The sequence below is a fragment of the Ruegeria sp. AM4 genome, from assembly GCF_056540665.1.
Genome location: NZ_JBQFXD010000001.1, coordinates 230,105 through 248,334, shown reverse-complemented (window position 1 = coordinate 248,334; position 18,230 = coordinate 230,105). Strand labels below are relative to the sequence as shown.

The 18,230-nt window shown below is 59.9% G+C and carries 16 protein-coding genes; 14 read left to right on the top strand and 2 right to left on the bottom strand.

Annotated elements, in window-relative coordinates; all coding sequences use genetic code 11:
• The first annotated feature begins 157 nt into the window (after nucleotides 1–157).
• From ACR0JA_RS01220 to ACR0JA_RS01185, 8 genes are all read left to right on the top strand, one after another.
• The gene (locus tag ACR0JA_RS01220) at nucleotides 158–1,243 is read left to right on the top strand and encodes an AI-2E family transporter (protein WP_480568818.1); all 1,086 of its coding nucleotides are present in this window, start codon (nucleotides 158–160) and stop codon (nucleotides 1,241–1,243) included.
• A gap of 3 nt (nucleotides 1,244–1,246) precedes the next feature.
• On the top strand, nucleotides 1,247–2,359 hold the full coding sequence (locus tag ACR0JA_RS01215) for an acetoin utilization protein AcuC (RefSeq protein ID WP_480568815.1): 1,113 nt from the start codon (nucleotides 1,247–1,249) through the stop codon (nucleotides 2,357–2,359).
• 114 nt (nucleotides 2,360–2,473) lie between these two features.
• Nucleotides 2,474–3,451 carry an AAA family ATPase gene (locus tag ACR0JA_RS01210; RefSeq protein ID WP_480568812.1) on the top strand — a complete coding sequence of 326 codons (978 nt, stop codon included), beginning with the start codon at nucleotides 2,474–2,476 and terminating at the stop codon, nucleotides 3,449–3,451.
• The gene (locus tag ACR0JA_RS01205) at nucleotides 3,448–4,392 is read left to right on the top strand and encodes a DUF58 domain-containing protein (protein WP_480568809.1); all 945 of its coding nucleotides are present in this window, start codon (nucleotides 3,448–3,450) and stop codon (nucleotides 4,390–4,392) included. Before ACR0JA_RS01210 ends, ACR0JA_RS01205 begins: the two co-directional genes overlap by 4 nt.
• Nucleotides 4,392–4,868 (top strand): DUF4381 domain-containing protein, encoded by a 477-nt coding sequence (locus tag ACR0JA_RS01200; protein WP_480568806.1) that lies wholly within the window; start codon nucleotides 4,392–4,394, stop codon nucleotides 4,866–4,868. The genes ACR0JA_RS01205 and ACR0JA_RS01200 overlap by 1 nt, the downstream gene beginning before the upstream one ends.
• A complete protein-coding gene (locus tag ACR0JA_RS01195) occupies nucleotides 4,865–5,848 on the top strand; it encodes a VWA domain-containing protein (RefSeq protein ID WP_480568803.1) in 984 nt (327 codons plus the stop codon). Before ACR0JA_RS01200 ends, ACR0JA_RS01195 begins: the two co-directional genes overlap by 4 nt.
• Entirely contained in the window at nucleotides 5,845–7,350 is a 1,506-nt protein-coding gene (locus ACR0JA_RS01190; RefSeq protein WP_480568800.1) for a VWA domain-containing protein, read from the top strand. Before ACR0JA_RS01195 ends, ACR0JA_RS01190 begins: the two co-directional genes overlap by 4 nt.
• A complete protein-coding gene (locus ACR0JA_RS01185) occupies nucleotides 7,347–8,582 on the top strand; it encodes a hypothetical protein (RefSeq protein ID WP_480568797.1) in 1,236 nt (411 codons plus the stop codon). Before ACR0JA_RS01190 ends, ACR0JA_RS01185 begins: the two co-directional genes overlap by 4 nt.
• On the opposite strand, the gene ACR0JA_RS01180 is transcribed toward ACR0JA_RS01185, so the two are convergent.
• Nucleotides 8,573–9,253 carry a Crp/Fnr family transcriptional regulator gene (locus ACR0JA_RS01180; protein WP_480568794.1) on the bottom strand — a complete coding sequence of 227 codons (681 nt, stop codon included), beginning with the start codon at nucleotides 9,251–9,253 and terminating at the stop codon, nucleotides 8,573–8,575. The genes ACR0JA_RS01185 and ACR0JA_RS01180 overlap by 10 nt on opposite strands.
• Nucleotides 9,254–9,528: 275 nt before the next feature.
• On the opposite strand from ACR0JA_RS01180, the gene ACR0JA_RS01175 reads away from it, so the two are divergent.
• From ACR0JA_RS01175 to cls, 3 genes are all read left to right on the top strand, one after another.
• Nucleotides 9,529–11,064 carry an arylsulfatase gene (locus ACR0JA_RS01175; RefSeq protein ID WP_480571102.1) on the top strand — a complete coding sequence of 512 codons (1,536 nt, stop codon included), beginning with the start codon at nucleotides 9,529–9,531 and terminating at the stop codon, nucleotides 11,062–11,064.
• A 71-nt stretch (nucleotides 11,065–11,135) separates the two neighbouring features.
• Nucleotides 11,136–12,110: an HAD family hydrolase gene (locus ACR0JA_RS01170; protein WP_480568791.1), complete on the top strand. Its 975-nt coding sequence runs from the start codon at nucleotides 11,136–11,138 to the stop codon at nucleotides 12,108–12,110.
• Between the two features lie 23 nt (nucleotides 12,111–12,133).
• Nucleotides 12,134–13,546: a cardiolipin synthase gene (gene cls / locus ACR0JA_RS01165; RefSeq protein ID WP_480568788.1), complete on the top strand. Its 1,413-nt coding sequence runs from the start codon at nucleotides 12,134–12,136 to the stop codon at nucleotides 13,544–13,546.
• Here the strand turns inward: cls and ACR0JA_RS01160 are convergent.
• Nucleotides 13,543–13,977, bottom strand: a complete 435-nt coding sequence (locus tag ACR0JA_RS01160; RefSeq protein WP_480568785.1) for a potassium channel family protein — start codon at nucleotides 13,975–13,977, stop codon at nucleotides 13,543–13,545. The two genes, cls and ACR0JA_RS01160, sit on opposite strands and share 4 nt — an antisense overlap.
• A 165-nt stretch (nucleotides 13,978–14,142) precedes the next feature.
• Between ACR0JA_RS01160 and ACR0JA_RS01155 the strand changes: the two genes are divergently transcribed.
• From ACR0JA_RS01155 to ACR0JA_RS01145, 3 genes are read left to right on the top strand one after another with little or no spacing between them, the layout of a single operon-like run.
• The gene (locus ACR0JA_RS01155; protein WP_480568782.1) at nucleotides 14,143–14,790 is read left to right on the top strand and encodes an ABC transporter ATP-binding protein; all 648 of its coding nucleotides are present in this window, start codon (nucleotides 14,143–14,145) and stop codon (nucleotides 14,788–14,790) included.
• Nucleotides 14,787–17,201 (top strand): ABC transporter permease, encoded by a 2,415-nt coding sequence (locus ACR0JA_RS01150; protein WP_480568779.1) that lies wholly within the window; start codon nucleotides 14,787–14,789, stop codon nucleotides 17,199–17,201. The genes ACR0JA_RS01155 and ACR0JA_RS01150 overlap by 4 nt, the downstream gene beginning before the upstream one ends.
• Complete coding sequence (locus ACR0JA_RS01145; protein ID WP_480568776.1) at nucleotides 17,191–18,225, top strand: lipocalin-like domain-containing protein; 1,035 nt, start codon at nucleotides 17,191–17,193, stop codon at nucleotides 18,223–18,225. Before ACR0JA_RS01150 ends, ACR0JA_RS01145 begins: the two co-directional genes overlap by 11 nt.
• The last annotated feature ends 5 nt before the right edge of the window (nucleotides 18,226–18,230 follow it).

Genomic DNA, 18,230 nt, shown 5'->3' with positions numbered 1-18,230 from the left:
CCGGCCTTTGCATCGGACAGAACTGCCAATCCTGATCAAGTCATCAATTTCCCTTGGTAACCGGCTGAGCGGATTGCACAATCCGGTCAACCCGTGCAGGATCGCGACCAGGAACGCCGGACAGGTCCGACCCGGTGAAATTTGCCAGAGGCTGCCCATGCCGACCGACCCACAAGACACTCAGGTCAAACCGCGCCTGAAACTGTCGGTTCTTCGCGATATTACCATTGTCGCCACGCTCGCGGTGCTTGGGTTATATGCCGGGTCGCAATTCCTGATCCCGTTAACCATGGCACTGCTGGTCAATGTTCTGATCATCGCGCTTAGTGATCGGGTGATGTCATTGACCCGCATGCCGGTCTGGCTGGCCAATCTGGCCGGGGTCACTGTGGTTTTGGCCGGGTTGTTCATGATCATGTACATCCTTGGCAGTCAGGCGACGCAGTTCGCACGCTCGATCAACACCTATGAAAACCAGTTTGACGGAGCGGTAAATCGCATCACCGGGCTGGTGGGCAATGATGTTACCACCTTTATCCGGGACAATCTTGTCAGCATCGACATGTCCTATGTTGCACGCGTGCTGCTGGGCAGCGCCACGTCGCTGCTCAATCAGTTCTTTCTGATCAGCCTTTACGTCGCCTTTCTGATGGCCGAGCGTCTGGCCTTTCGCAAAAAGATACAACTGGCCGCAGGCAACCCGCAGCTTGGGACCGAACTGGCATCGGTGCTGGACGCGATCTCTTACAGTCTGCAAAGGTATGTTGGCGTTAAGACCTTCATCAGCCTGGTCACTGCCTGCATCAGCTATACCGTGTTTCGTGTTCTGGGACTGGAATATGCCGAGACCTGGGCGGTTCTGACCTTTGCGCTGAACTTCATCCCCTCGATCGGGTCGATCATCGCGGTGCTGTTCCCCGCCATGATCGCCCTTGTGCAGTTCGAAACCATTGGTCCTTTCCTGATCATCGTTTTGGGCTGCGGGACGGTACAATTCCTGATCGGCAATTTTCTGGACCCCGCGATGCTGGGCAGGTCGCTGAACATGTCGACCTTTCTGGTGATCCTGGCCCTGACCTTCTGGACTACGGTCTGGGGCCTGATCGGCGCATTCCTCAGCGTCCCGCTGACAGTCTGCATCCTGATCATTTTCAGCCACATCCCGGCACTTAAGCCGGTTGCGATTCTGATGTCACTGGATGGGCGACTGGGCGACGACAACAGACCAAAGACCGCGCGTTAACGGATGCAAGCACCGCTGTTCATAGGGTCCGAGATCTATCGGAACTCGACCTATGGCTCAAAACACCCTCTGGCCATTCCCCGGGTATCTACCGTCATCGACCTGTGCCGCGCATTGGGGTGGCTGACCGCTGAAAACTACCGCGTCAGCCCTCGCGCCAAACCCAGCGCTTTGGCCGCCTTCCACACACCGGACTACATAGCAGCCTTACGGCAGGCAGAAGAGACCCAGTACGTATCCGAAAGCACCCGCGCGCGGTACGGCCTTGGAACCCTTTCCAACCCAGTTTTTCCCGAGATGTATCGCCGCCCCGCAACCGCAGCTGGTGGCTCGATGTTGGGGGCCGAACTGATCCGCGATGGCGGTGTCGTTTTCAACCCGGCGGGCGGCACCCATCACGGCTTGCCGGACCGGGCAAACGGGTTCTGTTATCTTAACGATCCAGTGCTGGCGATATTGACCCTTTTATCCATGGGTCTGGACCGTATCGTCTATGTCGATATCGACGCCCACCACTGTGACGGGGTCGAGGCCGCCTTTCATGGCTCGGACAAGGTCCGGATGATCTCGGTTCACGAGACCCGGCGGTGGCCCTTTACCGGTGCGCTTCAGGATGATGCAGGCGGAGCGGCGCTGAACCTGCCGGTGCAAAGAAACCTGAATGACGACGAATTCGCCGCCATCCTTGACCAGTTGATCCTGCCTGCAACCGAGACGTTCAAACCGCAAGCCATCGTCTTGCAGTGCGGTGCTGACGCCGTCGCCGAAGACCCCCTGTCGCGCCTGTCGTTGTCCAACAACTGCCATTGGCGCGCTGTCGCCACCCTTGGGCCGCTGTCGCGCCGGTTTCTGATTCTGGGCGGCGGCGGGTATAACCCCTGGTCCGTCGGGCGACTCTGGAGCGGGGTTTGGGCCACGTTGAACGGATTTGAAATTCCCGACTGGCTGGACCCCCAAACCCAGACCATCTTGCGAAGCCTCAGCTGGAACCGGGCCGCTGGGCAACAGACGCCAGAGCACTTGTTGAACACACTACGCGACGCGCCGAACACGGGACCCGTTCGCGCGCATTTGAAGGCAGACCTGCGTCGCCTCGCCTCACGGATTTCACGGTAGATCGGGATAGCAATCCCTGCTAACTTTCGGTCATTACGGTACATTTTTCCTGACCACCTATCCTGACACACAGCCACGTCGCTTCAGTACAAATGACGTCGATTGGATCGAAAAATGAATGCACTTAATCAGATAAATGATCTTAAGACCCGCATGGGGCAATCCATCATCGGGCAAACTGAGGTAATCGACCGCCTGCTGATCGGGATGTTGGCGAACGGAAACCTGCTGATCGAAGGCCTGCCCGGCCTGGCCAAGACCCGCGCGGTCAAAGCCATGGCGCGCAATCTGGATGCAAGTTTCAGCCGGATCCAATTCACCCCCGACCTGTTGCCCTCGGACGTGACCGGCACCGAGGTGTTTCAACAGACCGATGACGGCGGCACCTTCCGGTTCGAGCCCGGCCCGATCTTTGCCAACATCGTTCTGGCGGACGAGATCAACCGCGCCCCGGCCAAGGTGCAGGCCGCCCTGCTGGAAGCGATGGAGGAACGGCAAGTCACGGTATCCGGCACAACCCACAAGATGGAGCCCCTGTTCATCGTGATGGCCACCCAGAACCCCATCGAACAGGAAGGCACATATCCCCTGCCCGAAGCTCAGATGGACCGGTTCCTGATGCATGTGCAGATCACTTACCCCCCGGTCGAGGACGAGGTCGAGGTGATCCGCCTTGTGCGCGGTGAAGAGATCGCAGCAACCAAAGGCGGCTCTGCTGAGGCCCCACCAACGATCCCGCAGTACGCGGTTTTTGCCGCGCGGGCTGAGATTGGCCAAATCCATGTGTCAGACGCGATGGATCGCTATATGGCTGATCTGGTACAAGCCACTCGGACGCCTGCCGCGCTGAGCGACGAATTGGCCAGTTGGATCGAGATCGGTGCCAGCCCGCGCGCCTCACTTGCGCTGGACAAATGCGGTCGCGCCCATGCTTGGATGAACCAGCGCGACTATGTCGATCCGGCCGATATCCGTGCAATTGCCCATGATGTCTTCCGCCACCGCCTTTCGCTCAGCTTCGAGGCGCAAGGGGCCGCGAAGTCAGCCGATGACGTGATCGCCGAGATATTGCGCCTAGTGGCGTTACCGTGAGCCAAACAGCAACATATCCCAACGATCCACGCATCCATGTGGACGCGGGCCACCTGTTGCGTCTCGGTGCACGCGCACGCGCGCTGAGCCTTCTGCCGCGCCAACCGGCCCGCTCGATCCTGAACGGGCGTCATGCATCGCGTCTGCGCGGTCGTGGTCTGAATTTTGAGGAATTGCGGACCTATCTGCCCGGCGACGACATCCGCACGATCGACTGGAAAGTCACTGCGCGCACCGGCAAACCGCATGTCAGGGTCTATACTGAAGAACGCGACCGCCCGGCCCTGTTGCTGGTGGATCAGCGTGTCTCGATGTTCTTCGGAACTCAGGTGTTCATGAAGTCGGTCATCGCGGCCGAGGCCGCGGCCATCGCGGCCCATAGTGTTCTGAAACAAGGCGATCGGGTCGGTGGCATCGTGTTCGGAGACGCCGATCTGGCCGAGCATCGCCCGCAACGCCGCGCCGCCGCGCTCAGCCGGTTTTTGTCGTCGGTCGGTGCGCTGAATTCCGGACTTCATGCGGCGATGCGCGGCGATGCAACAGTGTTCCTGAACGACGTTCTGAAACAGGCTGCCGCGATTGCGCACACCAATTCTCTGGTCTGCGTGTTCTCCGATTTTGATGGGATCGATGACGAATCCGAAAACCTGTTGCGACGGCTAGCACATGCGAACGACTTGATATTGTTTCAAGTATTCGACCCCAGCGCACAAGAACTTTCACCCGGTCTGCAACTCACTGTGTCCGATGGCGTCCAACAGATCGAACTCGACAGCTCCGAACCCGGCCTGTCGCAGCGCATCCGGTCCACGCTCGACGATCGCCTGGCGCAGCTACAGCACTGGTCACGCCGTTATGGGTTCCCAATTGTACCGTTGACCACCGCAGAAGGTGCATTGGATCAGATGCTCAGGCTCTTCGGCCACCGAGGAGGCCGCTGATGGCGATACAGACCGAGGGCAAATCACTGGTCGATCTGCTGGACATGCTGGAACCCGCTCCGGTGCCAACGCCTGTGTCGATGGTGCCTCAAACCTGGGGATGGGTGGTGCTGGCGATTGTTCTGGCAGGCTGCCTTGGCGCCGTTGTTTTCGCGCTTCTGAGGCATCGCCATTTGAACGCCTATCGGCGCGCGGCGCTGGCCGAGCTGTCAACTCCGGACCTGAGTGCAGCGAAAGCCGCCGAAACCCTGCGCCGCGCCGCCCTTGTCGCCTATCCGCGTAGGCAGGTCGCCGGACTATACGGCGAAGATTGGACGGCGTTCATACAGCAAACCTCAGATTCCAATTCGTTTTCCAAGGATGCATTCCATCAGCTGATCGAAGCTCCGTATAGAGAAACCGCCCCGAGCCCCGATCTGATCGCACTGGCCAAACACTGGGTCAAAACCCACAAACCAGAAAGGCGGCCACGATGATCTCGTTCGCTGCAGCGTGGGCGTTCGTATTGCTGCCGCTTCCGGTGCTCGTCCACCTGTTCGCGCCGCCCCATCGCGAGGAAAGCAGCGCCATCCGCATCCCATTCTTCCGCCATGTCGCCCAAGCCGCCGGGGTCGAGCCGCAATCAGGGTCCACGATCCCAAGGCGGTCAAGAATTGCCACCGCTACGGTCGCTCTGATCTGGAGTCTGCTGGTGATTGCACTGGCCCGCCCAGAACGGTTGGGTGAACCTGTGGTGATCGAGAAATCGGCGCGGGACGTGGTGCTGGCGCTTGATATCTCAGGCTCGATGGACCAGCGCGATTTCACCTCGGCAGACGGGGCACCGAAACAGAGACTGGCCGCCGTCAAGGATGTTCTGCGCGACTTCATCGCCCAACGGCAAGGTGATCGTATGGCGCTGATCATTTTCGGCACCCGCGCCTTTGTGCAGGCCCCCTTTACCGAAGACCTCAATAGTTTGAATGGCTTCCTCGATCAAACTCAGGTTGGAATGGCGGGTCCGAACACCGCTTTGGGCGACGCGATTGGTCTCGGCATTCGCACATTCGAGTCGAGCGACGTTGATCAACGTCTGATGATCGTACTCAGCGACGGCGCGGATACCTCCAGCCGCATGACCCCCGTTAACGCTTCGGCCATTGCCGCCGACAAAGGTGTTGTCATCTACACCATCGGTGTCGGCGATCCCGATGCCTCGGGCGAGGATCGGGTTGATCTGGCGGCGCTGCAAGACATCGCCGACCGCACCGGCGGCGCATATTTCTTTGCAGACGATCAGGAGGTCCTGGCACAGACCTATCAGCGCATTGATGAGTTGAACCCCCGGATCGTGGAAACCCAAAGCTACCGTCCTCGTGAAAGCCTGGCGCATTATCCCTTGGCTCTGGCCTTGCTGGTCATACTAATCGCTTCAACCGGACTGCATGTGGCGCAACGGCGCAGAGGTGCTGCATGATAGACGTCCTGTCGGATTTTCATTTTACCCGAGTGGCTTGGCTGCTGTTTCTCATTCCCATCGGCGTGCTGTGGTGGGTGATCCGACCCAAGCCAACGGTTCATTCGCAGCTACAAACTGGGATCGCACCACATCTGGCGGCGGCGCTTCAACTTGGCGCGTCTGACAGGCGGCGGATTTACCCGATCGATGTTGCAATGATCGCAGCGACCCTGATCGCGCTGGCGGCGGCAGGGCCAACATGGTCGCGGGCGCCCAACCCGCTGGTCGCGGACACGGCGCCCTTGGTCATCGCCCTGAAAGTCACGGACAGCATGGAAGAGGCTGATCTTGCCCCGTCGCGACTGGAACGCGCCAAATTCAAGGTAACCGATATGATAAACGCACGCGCAGGCGCGCGCACCGCGTTGATCGCCTATGCTGGAACGCCGCATCGCGTCGCCCCTCTGACCGAAGACGCCAACATCCTGCGGCCCTTGCTGGAGGGCCTCACGCCCGCGGTGATGCCAAAGCCGGGGGATGCCGCAGGCGACGCTCTGACGCTGGCCCAGACGATTCTGAGCGACAGCGACACCCCCGGCGCGGTGCTGTTCGTGCTGGACGATATCGATCCGTCGCAACTGTCGGCGGTTGAGGCTGCCACATCTCCGGTGCTTTTTCTGGCCATGCGGCCCGGCGGCGACCGCTTGCCGCAACTGGACGGGCTGAAGGGGGCAACTGTTGTCCCCTTCGCGGATGACGACCGGGACATCGCTCGGTTGCAACGCCTGATTCACTCGGCCTATTCCGACGCGCTGGACGATGATGATCGGCTGGACTGGCAGGATCGTGGCTGGTTGCTGGCCTGGCCAGCGGCGCTGTTGTCACTGCTATGGTTCCGAAAGGGCTGGGTTATCCGCTGGGCGTTCTTGGCGCTGTTTCTGCTGCCGCCTTCAGGCCCGGCTTTTGCTGACGGCTGGCGGGATTGGTTCCTGACCGCTGATCAGCAAGGCCAGATCGCGATGAACCAGAAGCGCTTTGCCGACGCGGCAGAGTTGTTTCAGGACCCCTACCAAAAGGGCTATGCGCATCTGAAAGCCGGGCAATACCCGGAAGCTGCTGCAATCTTTGCAGACATGGATACGCCCGACGCCGCTTTTGCCGAAGGCATGGCCCGTATCCGCAACCGGGAATACCGGCCCGCGATAACCGCCTTTGAAACCGCGTTGGAAAGGCAACCGGACTGGCCCGAGGCGCAGCATAACCTCGAAGTTGCCAAGGCGGTTCTGGACTATGTCGAAACCGCCCGCGAGCAGTCGGATACCGGCGAAGAAGCCGGGATCGGAGCGGACGACACGGTGTTCGACAACGACTCTGGCCGTGGCAAGGACACGACTGTTCAAGCCCCGGCTGACGGGGCGCAGGCCCTGTCGGCGGATCAATGGATCAGTACGATCGACACCGATATGCAGGATTTCCTGCGCAATCGCTTCCTTCTTGAAAATCAGGAGCAAAAGCAATGAGATACCTTCTCTTGCTCATGCTTTTGTTACCCGCAGGACTGCGCGCGCAGACGCCAGTGCAACCACAGGTCGCGGTCGAAGCGCCAACCGATCCGATCACGGTTGGGCAACCGGCCATCGTTCGGATCAAGGTGCTGGTTCCAACCTTCATGCCCGCGCCCCCGGTCTTCCCGTCACTGGAGCAGGAAAACCTGATCGTCCGGCTGCCCGAGCGCGCCTCGGGCCCGATAAGCGAAACCATCGATGGCGAACCCTGGTCTGGCGTTCAGCGTAGCTATCGCCTGTATCCGTTGCGGGTCGGAGAGGTGGATCTGGGGGCACAACAAATCGATGTGACCTTTGCCGATCCCGACAGCAACGCGCCGGTCAAGGTCAGCGTCGCCCTGCCCAAGATCGTTCTGAGCGCCAATGTTCCCGACGCGGCGCGCGATCTGGATCCGTTGATCATCGCCACCGGGTTCGAGTTGGACCAACAGATCGAAGGGAATACCGACATGCAATCCGGCGGTGCCATCACCCGCCGGTTGACCGCGAAGATCACCGGCACAACGCCCCTGCTTGTGCCCGAACTGATCCCCGACCAACAAGACCCATTGCTGCGCGCCTACCCCAAAGAACCACGCTTTACCGAGACCGAAGACCGGGGCGTTTTGTCAGGGCAACGCGTAGATGAGGTGGTCTACCTCGCGCAAGATGGCGGAGAAACGCAACTGCCGCCCATTTCGGTTCGCTGGTACAATCTGAGCAGCAATCAGGTGGAAACCATCGATATTGCCCCCATAGACCTGACACTCGCACCCCCTGCCTGGCAGCCGCCGGACGCGCGAACCATCGCGTCACTGGCGATCCGGGCGGTGCTTTTGGGTCTGGCTGTCTGGGCAGCGCTGCGTTGGTTAAGGCCGCGTGTAAGCGCATGGCGAGAGGCCCGGCAATTGCGTTATCGGTCCTCTCCCGAATTTGCGTTGAAGCAACTGACAGACGCCCTTAAGGCCCGCGACCTGTCTGCGGCGTATGGCGCCCTGGACCTGTGGAAGTCGCGCACGGATGCCCCCGCCGCTGCGGCGGATCTGGAACAGCATCTGGCACAGATCGGCACGGCGCGGTATGCGGCGCAGGGCATAGATCGTGCCGAGGATTGGTCGGCGGCGCTGTCAGCCCTTGGGTCCTTTAGGCAAACCCCGCATCGCAAGGCGGAAAGTCTTCCGCCGCTGAATCCCTCACGTCAGCTTTGACAATTGGCGATCAGCTTGCGGCGATCTTTCAGACGGACCCGGCCATAGCCCAATTCGATCAGATCAAGATCGGCCAGTCGATGCAGAGTTCGATGCAACGTGGGCTGCGACACCGCGACCATTTCGGCCAGTTCGTCCTGAGACACAACGATCCAGCCGTCAGATTTTGACGACCCCTCATCCAAATGCAGCAAGCGTAGAACCAGCCGCTTTTCGGTTCCCGTGACCGCCAGGTTGGCCATGATCCGCAACGCGGTCTGCATGTTTTCATGCGATAACGCATAGAAATCACGGACATATTCGGGGTTAGCCTGGATCAACCTGTCAATGCGCGAGCCGGACAGGAACAATGTTCGTGTTTCTTGCGTTGCAACCACGCTGACCAATCGCTGGGCATCGGCAAACAGCGCAAGATCGCCGACCCAGAATCCACCACCCTGACGGTGGACGACGAATTCCTGCCCGTCATCCGCAGGCGCCGTGACCTGCACTGCGCCGGCCAATACCCCGTAAACCCCGTTTGCAGGGTCCCCATAGTGATAGAGCGCCTCGCCAGTCTTGAACGATTTTTTGACACCGCAATCCAGCAGGTCCTTTTGAAACTGGGCACCGCGCGCCGCCAACCAGCCCGAGTCTAGTAACCGTTGTTTTTCACCCGCATTATCAAACATTAGTATTCTTCAATCTCATCATATGATAGGTTTCTGGGTATTATCATATCCTAAGCTAAAGCCGTACGATTCCCGGTCAAATCCAAATTTTTCTTAACGGGAATCAGCGACTTGTCGGCAGCCTGATCAAATAACTGGGCCGCCTTCAATGAGTTTTCAATCAAGGGGTCATTAAGACCCGTTCAATTCAGGAGCACATCATGTCACCACCCCGTTCGATTGCAGATACTTGGCGCAGCAATCTGCGCCGCTTCGCCGTGGCCTCGGTCTCTGTCATGCTGGCCCTGCCCGCCTGGGCACAGGATCAAAAGCCCAATATTTTGGTGATCTGGGGGGATGACATCGGTCAATCCAACATCTCGGCCTATACGATGGGGTTGATGGGGTATCAGACCCCGAATATCGACCGCGTCGCTGACGAAGGGATGATCTTTACCGATTACTATGGCGAGCAGTCCTGCACCGCGGGTCGATCCTCGTACATTATGGGACAATCGGTGTTTCGCACGGGTCTGTCCAAGGTCGGCCTTCCCGGTGCCGATCTGGGGATGCAGGTCGAGGATCCGACGATCGCTGGCCTGTTGAAAGACCATGGCTATGTCACGGGTCAGTTTGGCAAGAACCACCTTGGTGACAAGGATGAGCATCTTCCGACAAACCACGGATTTGATGAGTTTTTCGGGAATCTCTACCACCTGAACGCCGAGGAAGAGCCGGAAAACGAGGACTATCCCGGCGATGCGGTTCTGGCCGATGGCCGCACTTTCCGCGAGGCCTATGGCCCACGCGGTGTGATCAAATCAAAGGCGGACGGCACCATCGAGGACACCGGCCCGCTGACGCGTAAGCGCATGGAAACGGTTGATGATGAAACCGTCGCAGCCGCGATCGACTTTATCAAACGCGCGCATGAACAAGGCCAGCCCTTCTATGTCTGGTGGAACGGTACGCGCATGCATTTCCGAACCCACGTCAAGGACGAGATGCGCGCGCAGGCGAACGAGATCGCTGGACGCGTGGCGGATGAATATACCGCAGGCATGATCGAACACGACATGCATGTGGGCCAGCTGCTGGACCTGCTGGATGAGCTTGGCATCGCCGACAACACCATCGTGCACTATTCGACCGATAACGGCCCGCACATGAACACATGGCCGGATGCCGCCGCAACGCCGTTCTGGGGTGAAAAGAACACCAACTGGGAAGGTGGATGGCGCGTTCCGTCGATGGTGCGCTGGCCCGGTCAGATCGAGGCCGGATCGGTCACCAACGAAATCGTGCATCACATGGACTGGCTGCCCACATATCTTGCGGTTGCGGGTGACCCGGACATCAAGGAGAAGCTGAAGGCGGGCTATAGCTCGTCGGGAATGGGCCGCGACTACAAGGTGCATCTGGATGGCTATAACATCTTGCCCCTGTTGACAGGTGAGGCCACTGAAAGCCCCCGCGCCGAGATCTTCTATTTCTCGGATGACGGTGACCTGACAGCCCTGCGCTATGATGACTGGAAGCTGATCTTCCTTGAGCAGAAAGCATGGGCAACGCTGCGCGCATGGATCGAACCCTGGACCGAGCTGCGCATTCCGCTGATCGTCAACCTGCGCCGCGACCCGTACGAACGCGCCTATCGTACCTCCAACACCTATTATGACTGGTTGCTGGACCGCGCGTATTTCCTGGTTCCGGCGCAGCAATATGTCGGTAACTTCTTGGAAACATTCCAGGAGTTCCCACCACGCCAGAAAGCCGCCAGCTTCAACCTGGATCAGGTGATGGAAAAGCTGCAAACCCCGACAAACAACTAGGTTGGGTTGAAAACAAACTGGGGGCCGCCATGGACATGGTGGCCCTCTTTCCAGCTATCCGAGAGTTTTTCATGCGACATATTCTTCTAAGCGCCCTTCTAGCCTGCGCCCCGCTGTCCGCTTTGGCCGACCCCCTGCCCAGTTGGACCACATCAGAGGCAAAAGGGCGGATCATTGATTTTGTCGCCGCCGTCACCGATGCCGAAGGTCCGGACTATGTGACCCCTGCTGAACGGATCGCTGTTTTCGACAATGACGGCACGCTTTGGGCCGAACAGCCGGTCTATTTCCAATTCATCTTCGCGATGGACCGCCTGGCGGAACTGGCCGAACAAGATTCTTCGATCCTGAGCACTCCGACTTTACAAGCCGCCGCTGAGGGCGATCTGGCGACCGTGCTGCAAGGCGGGCATGACGCACTGATCGAGGTGGTGAACGCTTCGCATTCCGGGGTCAGCGTCGACGCGTTTCAGGCATCGGTCGCAGATTGGCTGGACACCGCCCGGCATGCGGATACCGGGCTGCCCTATGACCAGATGACCTATCAGCCGATGGTCGAGCTTTTGCGCTATCTGCGCGATGAAGGCTTCAAAACCTATATCGTCTCGGGCGGCGGGCTGCATTTCATGCGGGTATTCGCCGAAGAGGCCTATGGCATCCCGCCCGAGCAGGTACTGGGCACTTATGGCGAGACGACCTATGACTCGGACGGAGATAGGCCGGTGATCGCCAAAGCCTCTGGCATTGCCTTTGTCGATGACAAGGAAGGCAAACCAATCAATATCGAGCGCACCATCGGGCGCCGCCCAATTCTGGCCGGGGGCAATTCTGACGGCGATTTTGCGATGATCGAATGGACAACCGCAGGCGACGGGCCGCGCTTGGGTATTCTGGTGCATCATACCGACGGTGAACGCGAATGGGCCTATGACCGCGAAAGCCCGATTGGCAAGCTGGTTGATGGTCTCGACAAGGGTCCTGACATGGGGTGGGTCATTGTGGATATGGCGAACGACTGGTCTCGCGTCTACACTGGGGCGAACTGAATTGCCCGGATGATGTCGACCTGATGTGGGCCCTGCTTGTTTCGCTTTTTCTCTTTGGCCTGTACTGCACGGCCCTGTTCTTTTCCGTACGTGCCGCCCAGACAGCGCGTACCCCGCAAGGGGCCGTGGGATGGGTCGTCTTCCTGTTGTCCGCCCCGATGATCGGGGTTCCGGCCTATCTGTTTCTGGGCCATCACAGGTTTCGCGGATATCGCATTGCCCGGCGCGAAAGCGAGCGGGTCGTCGAAGGCATCAAGTCCTTTGCAGATTTCTCGCGCCCGGACCCGGACAAGATGCGCATCAATCCACGCCCGTTCGAGGCGCTGGCCCATCTGCCTGTGTCACGCGGGAACGGGGCCGAGCTGTTGATTGATGGCGAGGCGACCTTTGCCTCGATCTTTGAAGCTATAGATGCCGCCGAGAAATACATACTGATTCAGTTCTATATCGTAAGAGATGACGCGCTGGGTCAGCAGATGCAACAAAAGCTGATTGCTGCCGCGCAAAGGGGTGTTCACGTCCGGTTCATGACCGACCGTGTCGGCAGCTATGGCCTGCCCGAAAGCTATATCGAGGACATGCGCACCGGAGGCATTGACGTCGCCTCGCCCCGCGAACAGCGGGGGCCGAATTTCCGGTTTCAGCTGAACTATCGCAATCATCGCAAGACAGTGATTATCGATGGCGAGGTCGGGTTCATCGGCGGTCACAATATTGGCGTCGAATATCTGGGACAAAACCCTCATTTCGGGCGCTGGCGCGACACCCATACCCGGATGACCGGCCATATCGTGCGTCAGTTGCAACTGATCTTCACCGAAGACTGGCACTGGGCGCGCAACGAGGATCTGATCGACAAGCTGGACTGGGCCGGCAGCGAGTCCGATCAGGACATGAATGCGCTATTGGTCGCAACAGGACCGGGCGACGAAACCGAAACCGGCTCGATGATGTTCTTTTCCGCGATTGCCGGGGCCAAAAAGCGCGTCTGGATTGCCTCGCCCTATTTCGTGCCCGATATCGACATTATGTCCGCCCTGAAACACGCGGCCCTGCGCGGTGTCGATGTTCGCATTCTGGTGCCCGAAGTCATCGACCACCGGCTGCCCTGGCTGGCCGCTTTTGCCTATTTTGATGAGATCCGAGAATGCGGCGTTAAGGTCCTGCGCTATACCGACGGGTTCCTGCACCAGAAGGTGTTTGTGGTTGACGATACGCTGGCCGCCGTGGGCACGACCAACCTGGACAATCGCTCATTCCGATTGAATTTCGAAGCGATGGCCCTGTTCTTTGATGATCGCGCGGCGAAGGCGGTCGCTGACATGCTGAAAACCGATTTTGAAAACAGCTACGAGCTTACGCGTCGTCTGCCGCAACAGCCTGTCTATGTCCGGTATGGCGCGCCACTCGCGCGGCTCGTCGCACCTATTCTCTAGGATATGAACTTTTCCTGAAACACGCGGGTCATGAGGGCCACCAGAAACGCCGTCGACAGACCGAATGCCAGCAGCCCGGTCACCGCTGCAAATGCCCCGAAAATGCGCAGCCCGTCGCCCAGAACGATGTCGCCATAGCCAAGCGTCGTGAACGTCACCAGCGAGAAATACAGCGCCTCGTTCCAATCCGGCAGAACATCGCGCGTGACCCAGACGATGGCCCAGATCCACACCTGTACCGTGTGGGTCAGCACGATGAACATCAGCGCGATACAGATCGGACCGGCAGTGGTCAGAACGGCGCTGCGGTTTTCCCATTTCTCCAGCAGCCTGCGGATGATCACCACGCTCCAGGTCAGCAGCAGGATTTCGATCAGAAAGCAGATCCCCAGATACAGGCTGCCCCAGAAAATCTGCTGCGATAATGACATGAGATCAATCCTTTGTTTGCCCGGGCCGCCGGGTCAGAATGCGCTTTGACGCAGCGCAGGACAACCCTGCAACGGGCGGCACCCTGCGGCGAAAGGCACCTATGCGGGCTCTGGACAGATGCAGCGCGGGTTGCACATTGTGACAGGCACCGGATGAGGCCAACAATGCTGCTGACACTTGACCATGTACGGAAATCCTATCCCGGCGGGCGACCGGTTCTGAACGACGTGTCGCTGGCGTTGGATGCCGGGCAGACTTTGGCGCTGACCGGCGAAAGCGGCAGCGGGAAAAGCACTCTGCTGCACTTGGCGGCGGCGCTGGACGGGTTCGATGGGGGTGAGATCACGCTGAACAACACGCGCCTATCGGCGCTGGACGATGCCGGACTGGCTGAGTTGCGGCGCACCAGTCTTTCGGTGGTCTTTCAGCAGTTCAATCTGATTCCTTCGCTGACCGTGGCGCAAAACCTGTCTTTGCACGCGCGTCTTGCCGACCGACATGATCCGGACTGGGTTGCGCATTTGGCCGATCGGCTTGGGCTGCGCGACGTTCTGGACCGATACCCCGAGCATCTGTCCGGCGGGCAGCAGCAACGGGTGGCCATCGGTCGCGCCATGGCCTCCAGGCCGATGCTGCTGTTGGCGGACGAACCGACCGGAAATCTGGACGAAACCGCCAGCGCGGTGGTACTGGATCTTATGCTGGCGCTGGTTGCAGACACGGGCACCGCGCTGTTGTTGGTGACACACTCGCCAGACATCGCTGCCCGGCTGGACCGCCGCGCGCATCTGACGGGTGGTCGGATCACATGACCCGCACAGTTGTTCTGGTCCTGCTGTCCCACTGGCGCACGCACCGGATGCAACTGCTGACCTTGCTGACCGGCATCGCACTGGCAACGGGGCTCTGGTCGGCGGTGCAGGCGATCAACGCCGAGGCCCGCGCCAGCTATACCCGCGCAAGCAACCAGTTGGCCCTTGGACAGTTTGACGAAATTCGGGACCCGTCGGGCCCGATGCCATTGTCCCGTTACGTCGACCTGCGAAGCGCGGGCTGGCAGGTTGCTGCGGTGCTGGATGGTTCGATCAGGGTCGGCGGACGCTCGGTTCGGGTCATGGGCATAGACATGGTCGCAGCCCCCGCCCTGCCCGCTGTCACCCAAATTGAGCAAAGCGAGACCCCGCCCGAGCCTGCGGACATTCTGACCGCGCCCGGGCTCCTGCTGATATCACCGGACCTGGCGTCAGTGTTTGACGGGCAGGATGGTTACCCACCCGCCCTGGTCAGCACCGCATTGCCGCCGGGCTTTGTCTTGACCGATATCGGCGTGGCCGAGGCACTGCTGGAAAAGCCCGGTCAGATTTCCAGACTTCTGGTTCTGCCTGACCAGCCAAAGGGCCTGCCTCGGTTGCACGATATCGCCCCTGATCTGACCCGCACCAGCCCGGCCGCGCAGATGGACACGACACAACTAACAGACAGCTTTCACCTCAATCTGTCGGCCTTTGGTTTGCTGTCCTTTGCTGTTGGGCTGTTCATCGTTCACGGCACGGTCGGTCTGGCTTTTTCCCAACGCCGCGGGATGATCCGCACCCTTCGGGCGCTTGGGGTTACCATGCCCAGCCTTGTTCGCATCATCCTGGCCGAGCTTGTTCTGCTGGCACTGGCCGGGGGCACGCTTGGGCTGGTTCTTGGCTTTTTCATTGCCGGAGCCCTTCTGCCGGACGTCGCAGCCTCTCTGCGCGGACTTTATGGAGCGCCGGTAGAGGGGCACTTGGCCCTGCGTCTTACCTGGGTTCTGACCGGGCTTGTCATGGCCGTGGGCGGTACGCTGGCCGCCAGCCTTCACGCGCTTTGGCGGCTCTCGAAAATGCCCTTGCTGGCCGGTCCCGGAATGCAGGCATGGCGCCACAGCGGCGCATCAGGGCGGATGATCGCAATCGCCGGATTTGCGCTGATCGGTGGTGGCGTGGCGTTGTTTTTGCTGATTGGGGACTTGTTTGCCGGATTTGTATTGCTCGCCGGAGTGCTGACCGGTGCAGCGCTGCTGTTGCCGCTGATGCTATCAGGAGTGCTGACGGTGCTGTCGCGCCGTGCCAAAAGCCCGGTTGCGCAATGGGTGTGGGCGGACATGTGGTCTCAATTGCCCGGGCTCTCGCTGGCGCTGATGGCTCTGATGCTGGCACTGGCGGCAAATATCGGTGTCGGCACAATGGTGTCCAGTTTCAGGCTGACCTTTACCGGCTGGCTGGACCAACGCCTGACCTCCGAGCTGTACGTCACCGCAAAGGACGACGCGCAAGGTAGCCAGATCGCCGCCTGGTTGGCACCGAAAGTTGATGCGGTTCTGCCGATCCGCAGCGTTGAACTGTCGCATGAGACCGGGCCATTGTTCCTGTACGGAGTCGTCGACGACCCGACTTATCGTGAACACTGGCCGCTGATCGCCCGCGCGCCCGAAGCCTGGGCAAAAGTGCACACGGACAGCGCCATTCTGATCAATGAACAATTGGCCCGGCGCGCGGATCTCTGGCCGGGCGATGAACTGACCCTTGGAACAGATCACATACTGACGATCGCCGGTGTCTATTCCGACTATGGCAATCCGACCGGGCAAGCCATCGTTGCGATGCCTGTGCTGGACCAGATTGTTCCGGAAACACCGACCCGTCGTTTTGGCATCCGGACAGACCCAGCGGGCGCAACGGATTTGGCGCAGGCGTTGCGAAAACAGTTCGACCTGCCCGCTTCGGCCGTTGTTCAGCAAGGTGCCATGAAGGCGCAGTCGATGGCGATATTCGACAAGACCTTCGTCGTGACTTCGGCGCTGAACATTCTGACACTGGGCGTGGCCGGGTTCGCCATCCTGACCAGCCTTCTGACTCTCTGGACCCAGCGTTTGCCTCAGGTCGCACCGGTTTGGGCATTGGGGCTGACCCGTGCAAGGCTAGCCCGGCTGGAGCTGCTGCGCAGCGTCTTGCTGGCGGCGCTTACTGCTTGCCTTGCACTGCCGCTGGGGCTTGTTTTGGCGTGGGTCCTGTTGGCCGTGATCAACGTGCAGGCTTTCGGTTGGCGACTGCCAATGTACCTGTTTCCAGCCGATTGGCTGCGTCTGTTCGCGCTGACGCTTGTGGCGGCGGCCATCGCCGCCGCCTTGCCTGCGCTGCGACTGATGCGTCTGCCACCTGCCGACCTGCTAAGGGTGTTTGCAAATGAACGTTAGGGCCCTCTTGATAGTATTGCTATTGCCAGTCGGTGCTTTCGCACAGGGCTATGCCGGGCTTGGGACCAGCGCCGAAGGGTTCAATGTTCCAAAGCCCGGATATGCGCTTGAATTCCCGAAGGACCATGGCCCGCATCCCGACTTCCGGATCGAGTGGTGGTATCTGACCGCAAACCTGCAAGACGCCGACGGCGTGGATTACGGCATCCAGTGGACCCTGTTCCGATCCGCTCTCAAGCCCTTTGAAACCGAAGGCTGGCAAAGCCCGCAAATCTGGATGGGCCATGCCGCCGTGACCACGCCCGACAGCCACCACTTTGCCGAGCGGCTCTCGCGGGGAGGGATTGGGCAGGCTGGCGTCCGAGCAGAGCCGTTTGCCGCATGGATCGACGATTGGCACATGCAGGGGACAGGGATGGACAGGTTGGACCTGGCCGCGAGCGGTGCAGACTTCAGTTACGACCTGTCCCTGACCGCCACCGGCCCTTTGGTCTTTCACGGCGACCGGGGCTATTCGGTCAAGTCGGCGGATGGACAGGCAAGTCACTACTATTCACAGCCGTTCTACACAGTCCAAGGTGTGCTGCACCTGCCGACCGGCGATGTGCCGGTCACCGGTCAGGGGTGGCTGGATCGCGAATGGTCATCGCAACCCTTGTCCGATGATCAGACCGGTTGGGATTGGTTTTCGCTGAGCTTTGAGGGCGGGCAGAAACTGATGGCCTTCCGTCTACGGGGTGCGCGGGGCGATTTCACCTCGTCCACATGGATCGAGTCTGACGGGCAGAGCGTTGCGCTGCCGGACGGTTCGGTTCAGTTTACGCCGCTGGCAACAAATAGCGTTGCGGGCCGCGAAATACCGACACACTGGCGCGTAACCCTGCCGGACAGGGACGTCGAGATCGAGGTCGCGGCCATGAACCCCGGTGCTTGGATGGGCACCCGGTTTGCCTATTGGGAGGGTCCGGTGCGCGTCTCAGGCAGCCACACCGGACAGGGTTATCTTGAGATGACCGGCTACTAACTGCA

Coding starts and splice junctions, on each gene's coding strand:
- ACR0JA_RS01220 (WP_480568818.1), top strand. CDS start 158: ATGCCGACCGACCCACAAGACACTCAGGTCAAACCGCGCCTGAAACTG.
- ACR0JA_RS01215 (WP_480568815.1), top strand. CDS start 1,247: ATGCAAGCACCGCTGTTCATAGGGTCCGAGATCTATCGGAACTCGACC.
- ACR0JA_RS01210 (WP_480568812.1), top strand. CDS start 2,474: ATGAATGCACTTAATCAGATAAATGATCTTAAGACCCGCATGGGGCAA.
- ACR0JA_RS01200 (WP_480568806.1), top strand. CDS start 4,392: ATGGCGATACAGACCGAGGGCAAATCACTGGTCGATCTGCTGGACATG.
- ACR0JA_RS01195 (WP_480568803.1), top strand. CDS start 4,865: ATGATCTCGTTCGCTGCAGCGTGGGCGTTCGTATTGCTGCCGCTTCCG.
- ACR0JA_RS01190 (WP_480568800.1), top strand. CDS start 5,845: ATGATAGACGTCCTGTCGGATTTTCATTTTACCCGAGTGGCTTGGCTG.
- ACR0JA_RS01185 (WP_480568797.1), top strand. CDS start 7,347: ATGAGATACCTTCTCTTGCTCATGCTTTTGTTACCCGCAGGACTGCGC.
- ACR0JA_RS01180 (WP_480568794.1), bottom strand. CDS start 9,253: ATGTTTGATAATGCGGGTGAAAAACAACGGTTACTAGACTCGGGCTGG.
- ACR0JA_RS01175 (WP_480571102.1), top strand. CDS start 9,529: ATGCTGGCCCTGCCCGCCTGGGCACAGGATCAAAAGCCCAATATTTTG.
- ACR0JA_RS01170 (WP_480568791.1), top strand. CDS start 11,136: ATGCGACATATTCTTCTAAGCGCCCTTCTAGCCTGCGCCCCGCTGTCC.
- cls (WP_480568788.1), top strand. CDS start 12,134: ATGTGGGCCCTGCTTGTTTCGCTTTTTCTCTTTGGCCTGTACTGCACG.
- ACR0JA_RS01160 (WP_480568785.1), bottom strand. CDS start 13,977: ATGTCATTATCGCAGCAGATTTTCTGGGGCAGCCTGTATCTGGGGATC.
- ACR0JA_RS01155 (WP_480568782.1), top strand. CDS start 14,143: ATGCTGCTGACACTTGACCATGTACGGAAATCCTATCCCGGCGGGCGA.
- ACR0JA_RS01150 (WP_480568779.1), top strand. CDS start 14,787: ATGACCCGCACAGTTGTTCTGGTCCTGCTGTCCCACTGGCGCACGCAC.
- ACR0JA_RS01145 (WP_480568776.1), top strand. CDS start 17,191: ATGAACGTTAGGGCCCTCTTGATAGTATTGCTATTGCCAGTCGGTGCT.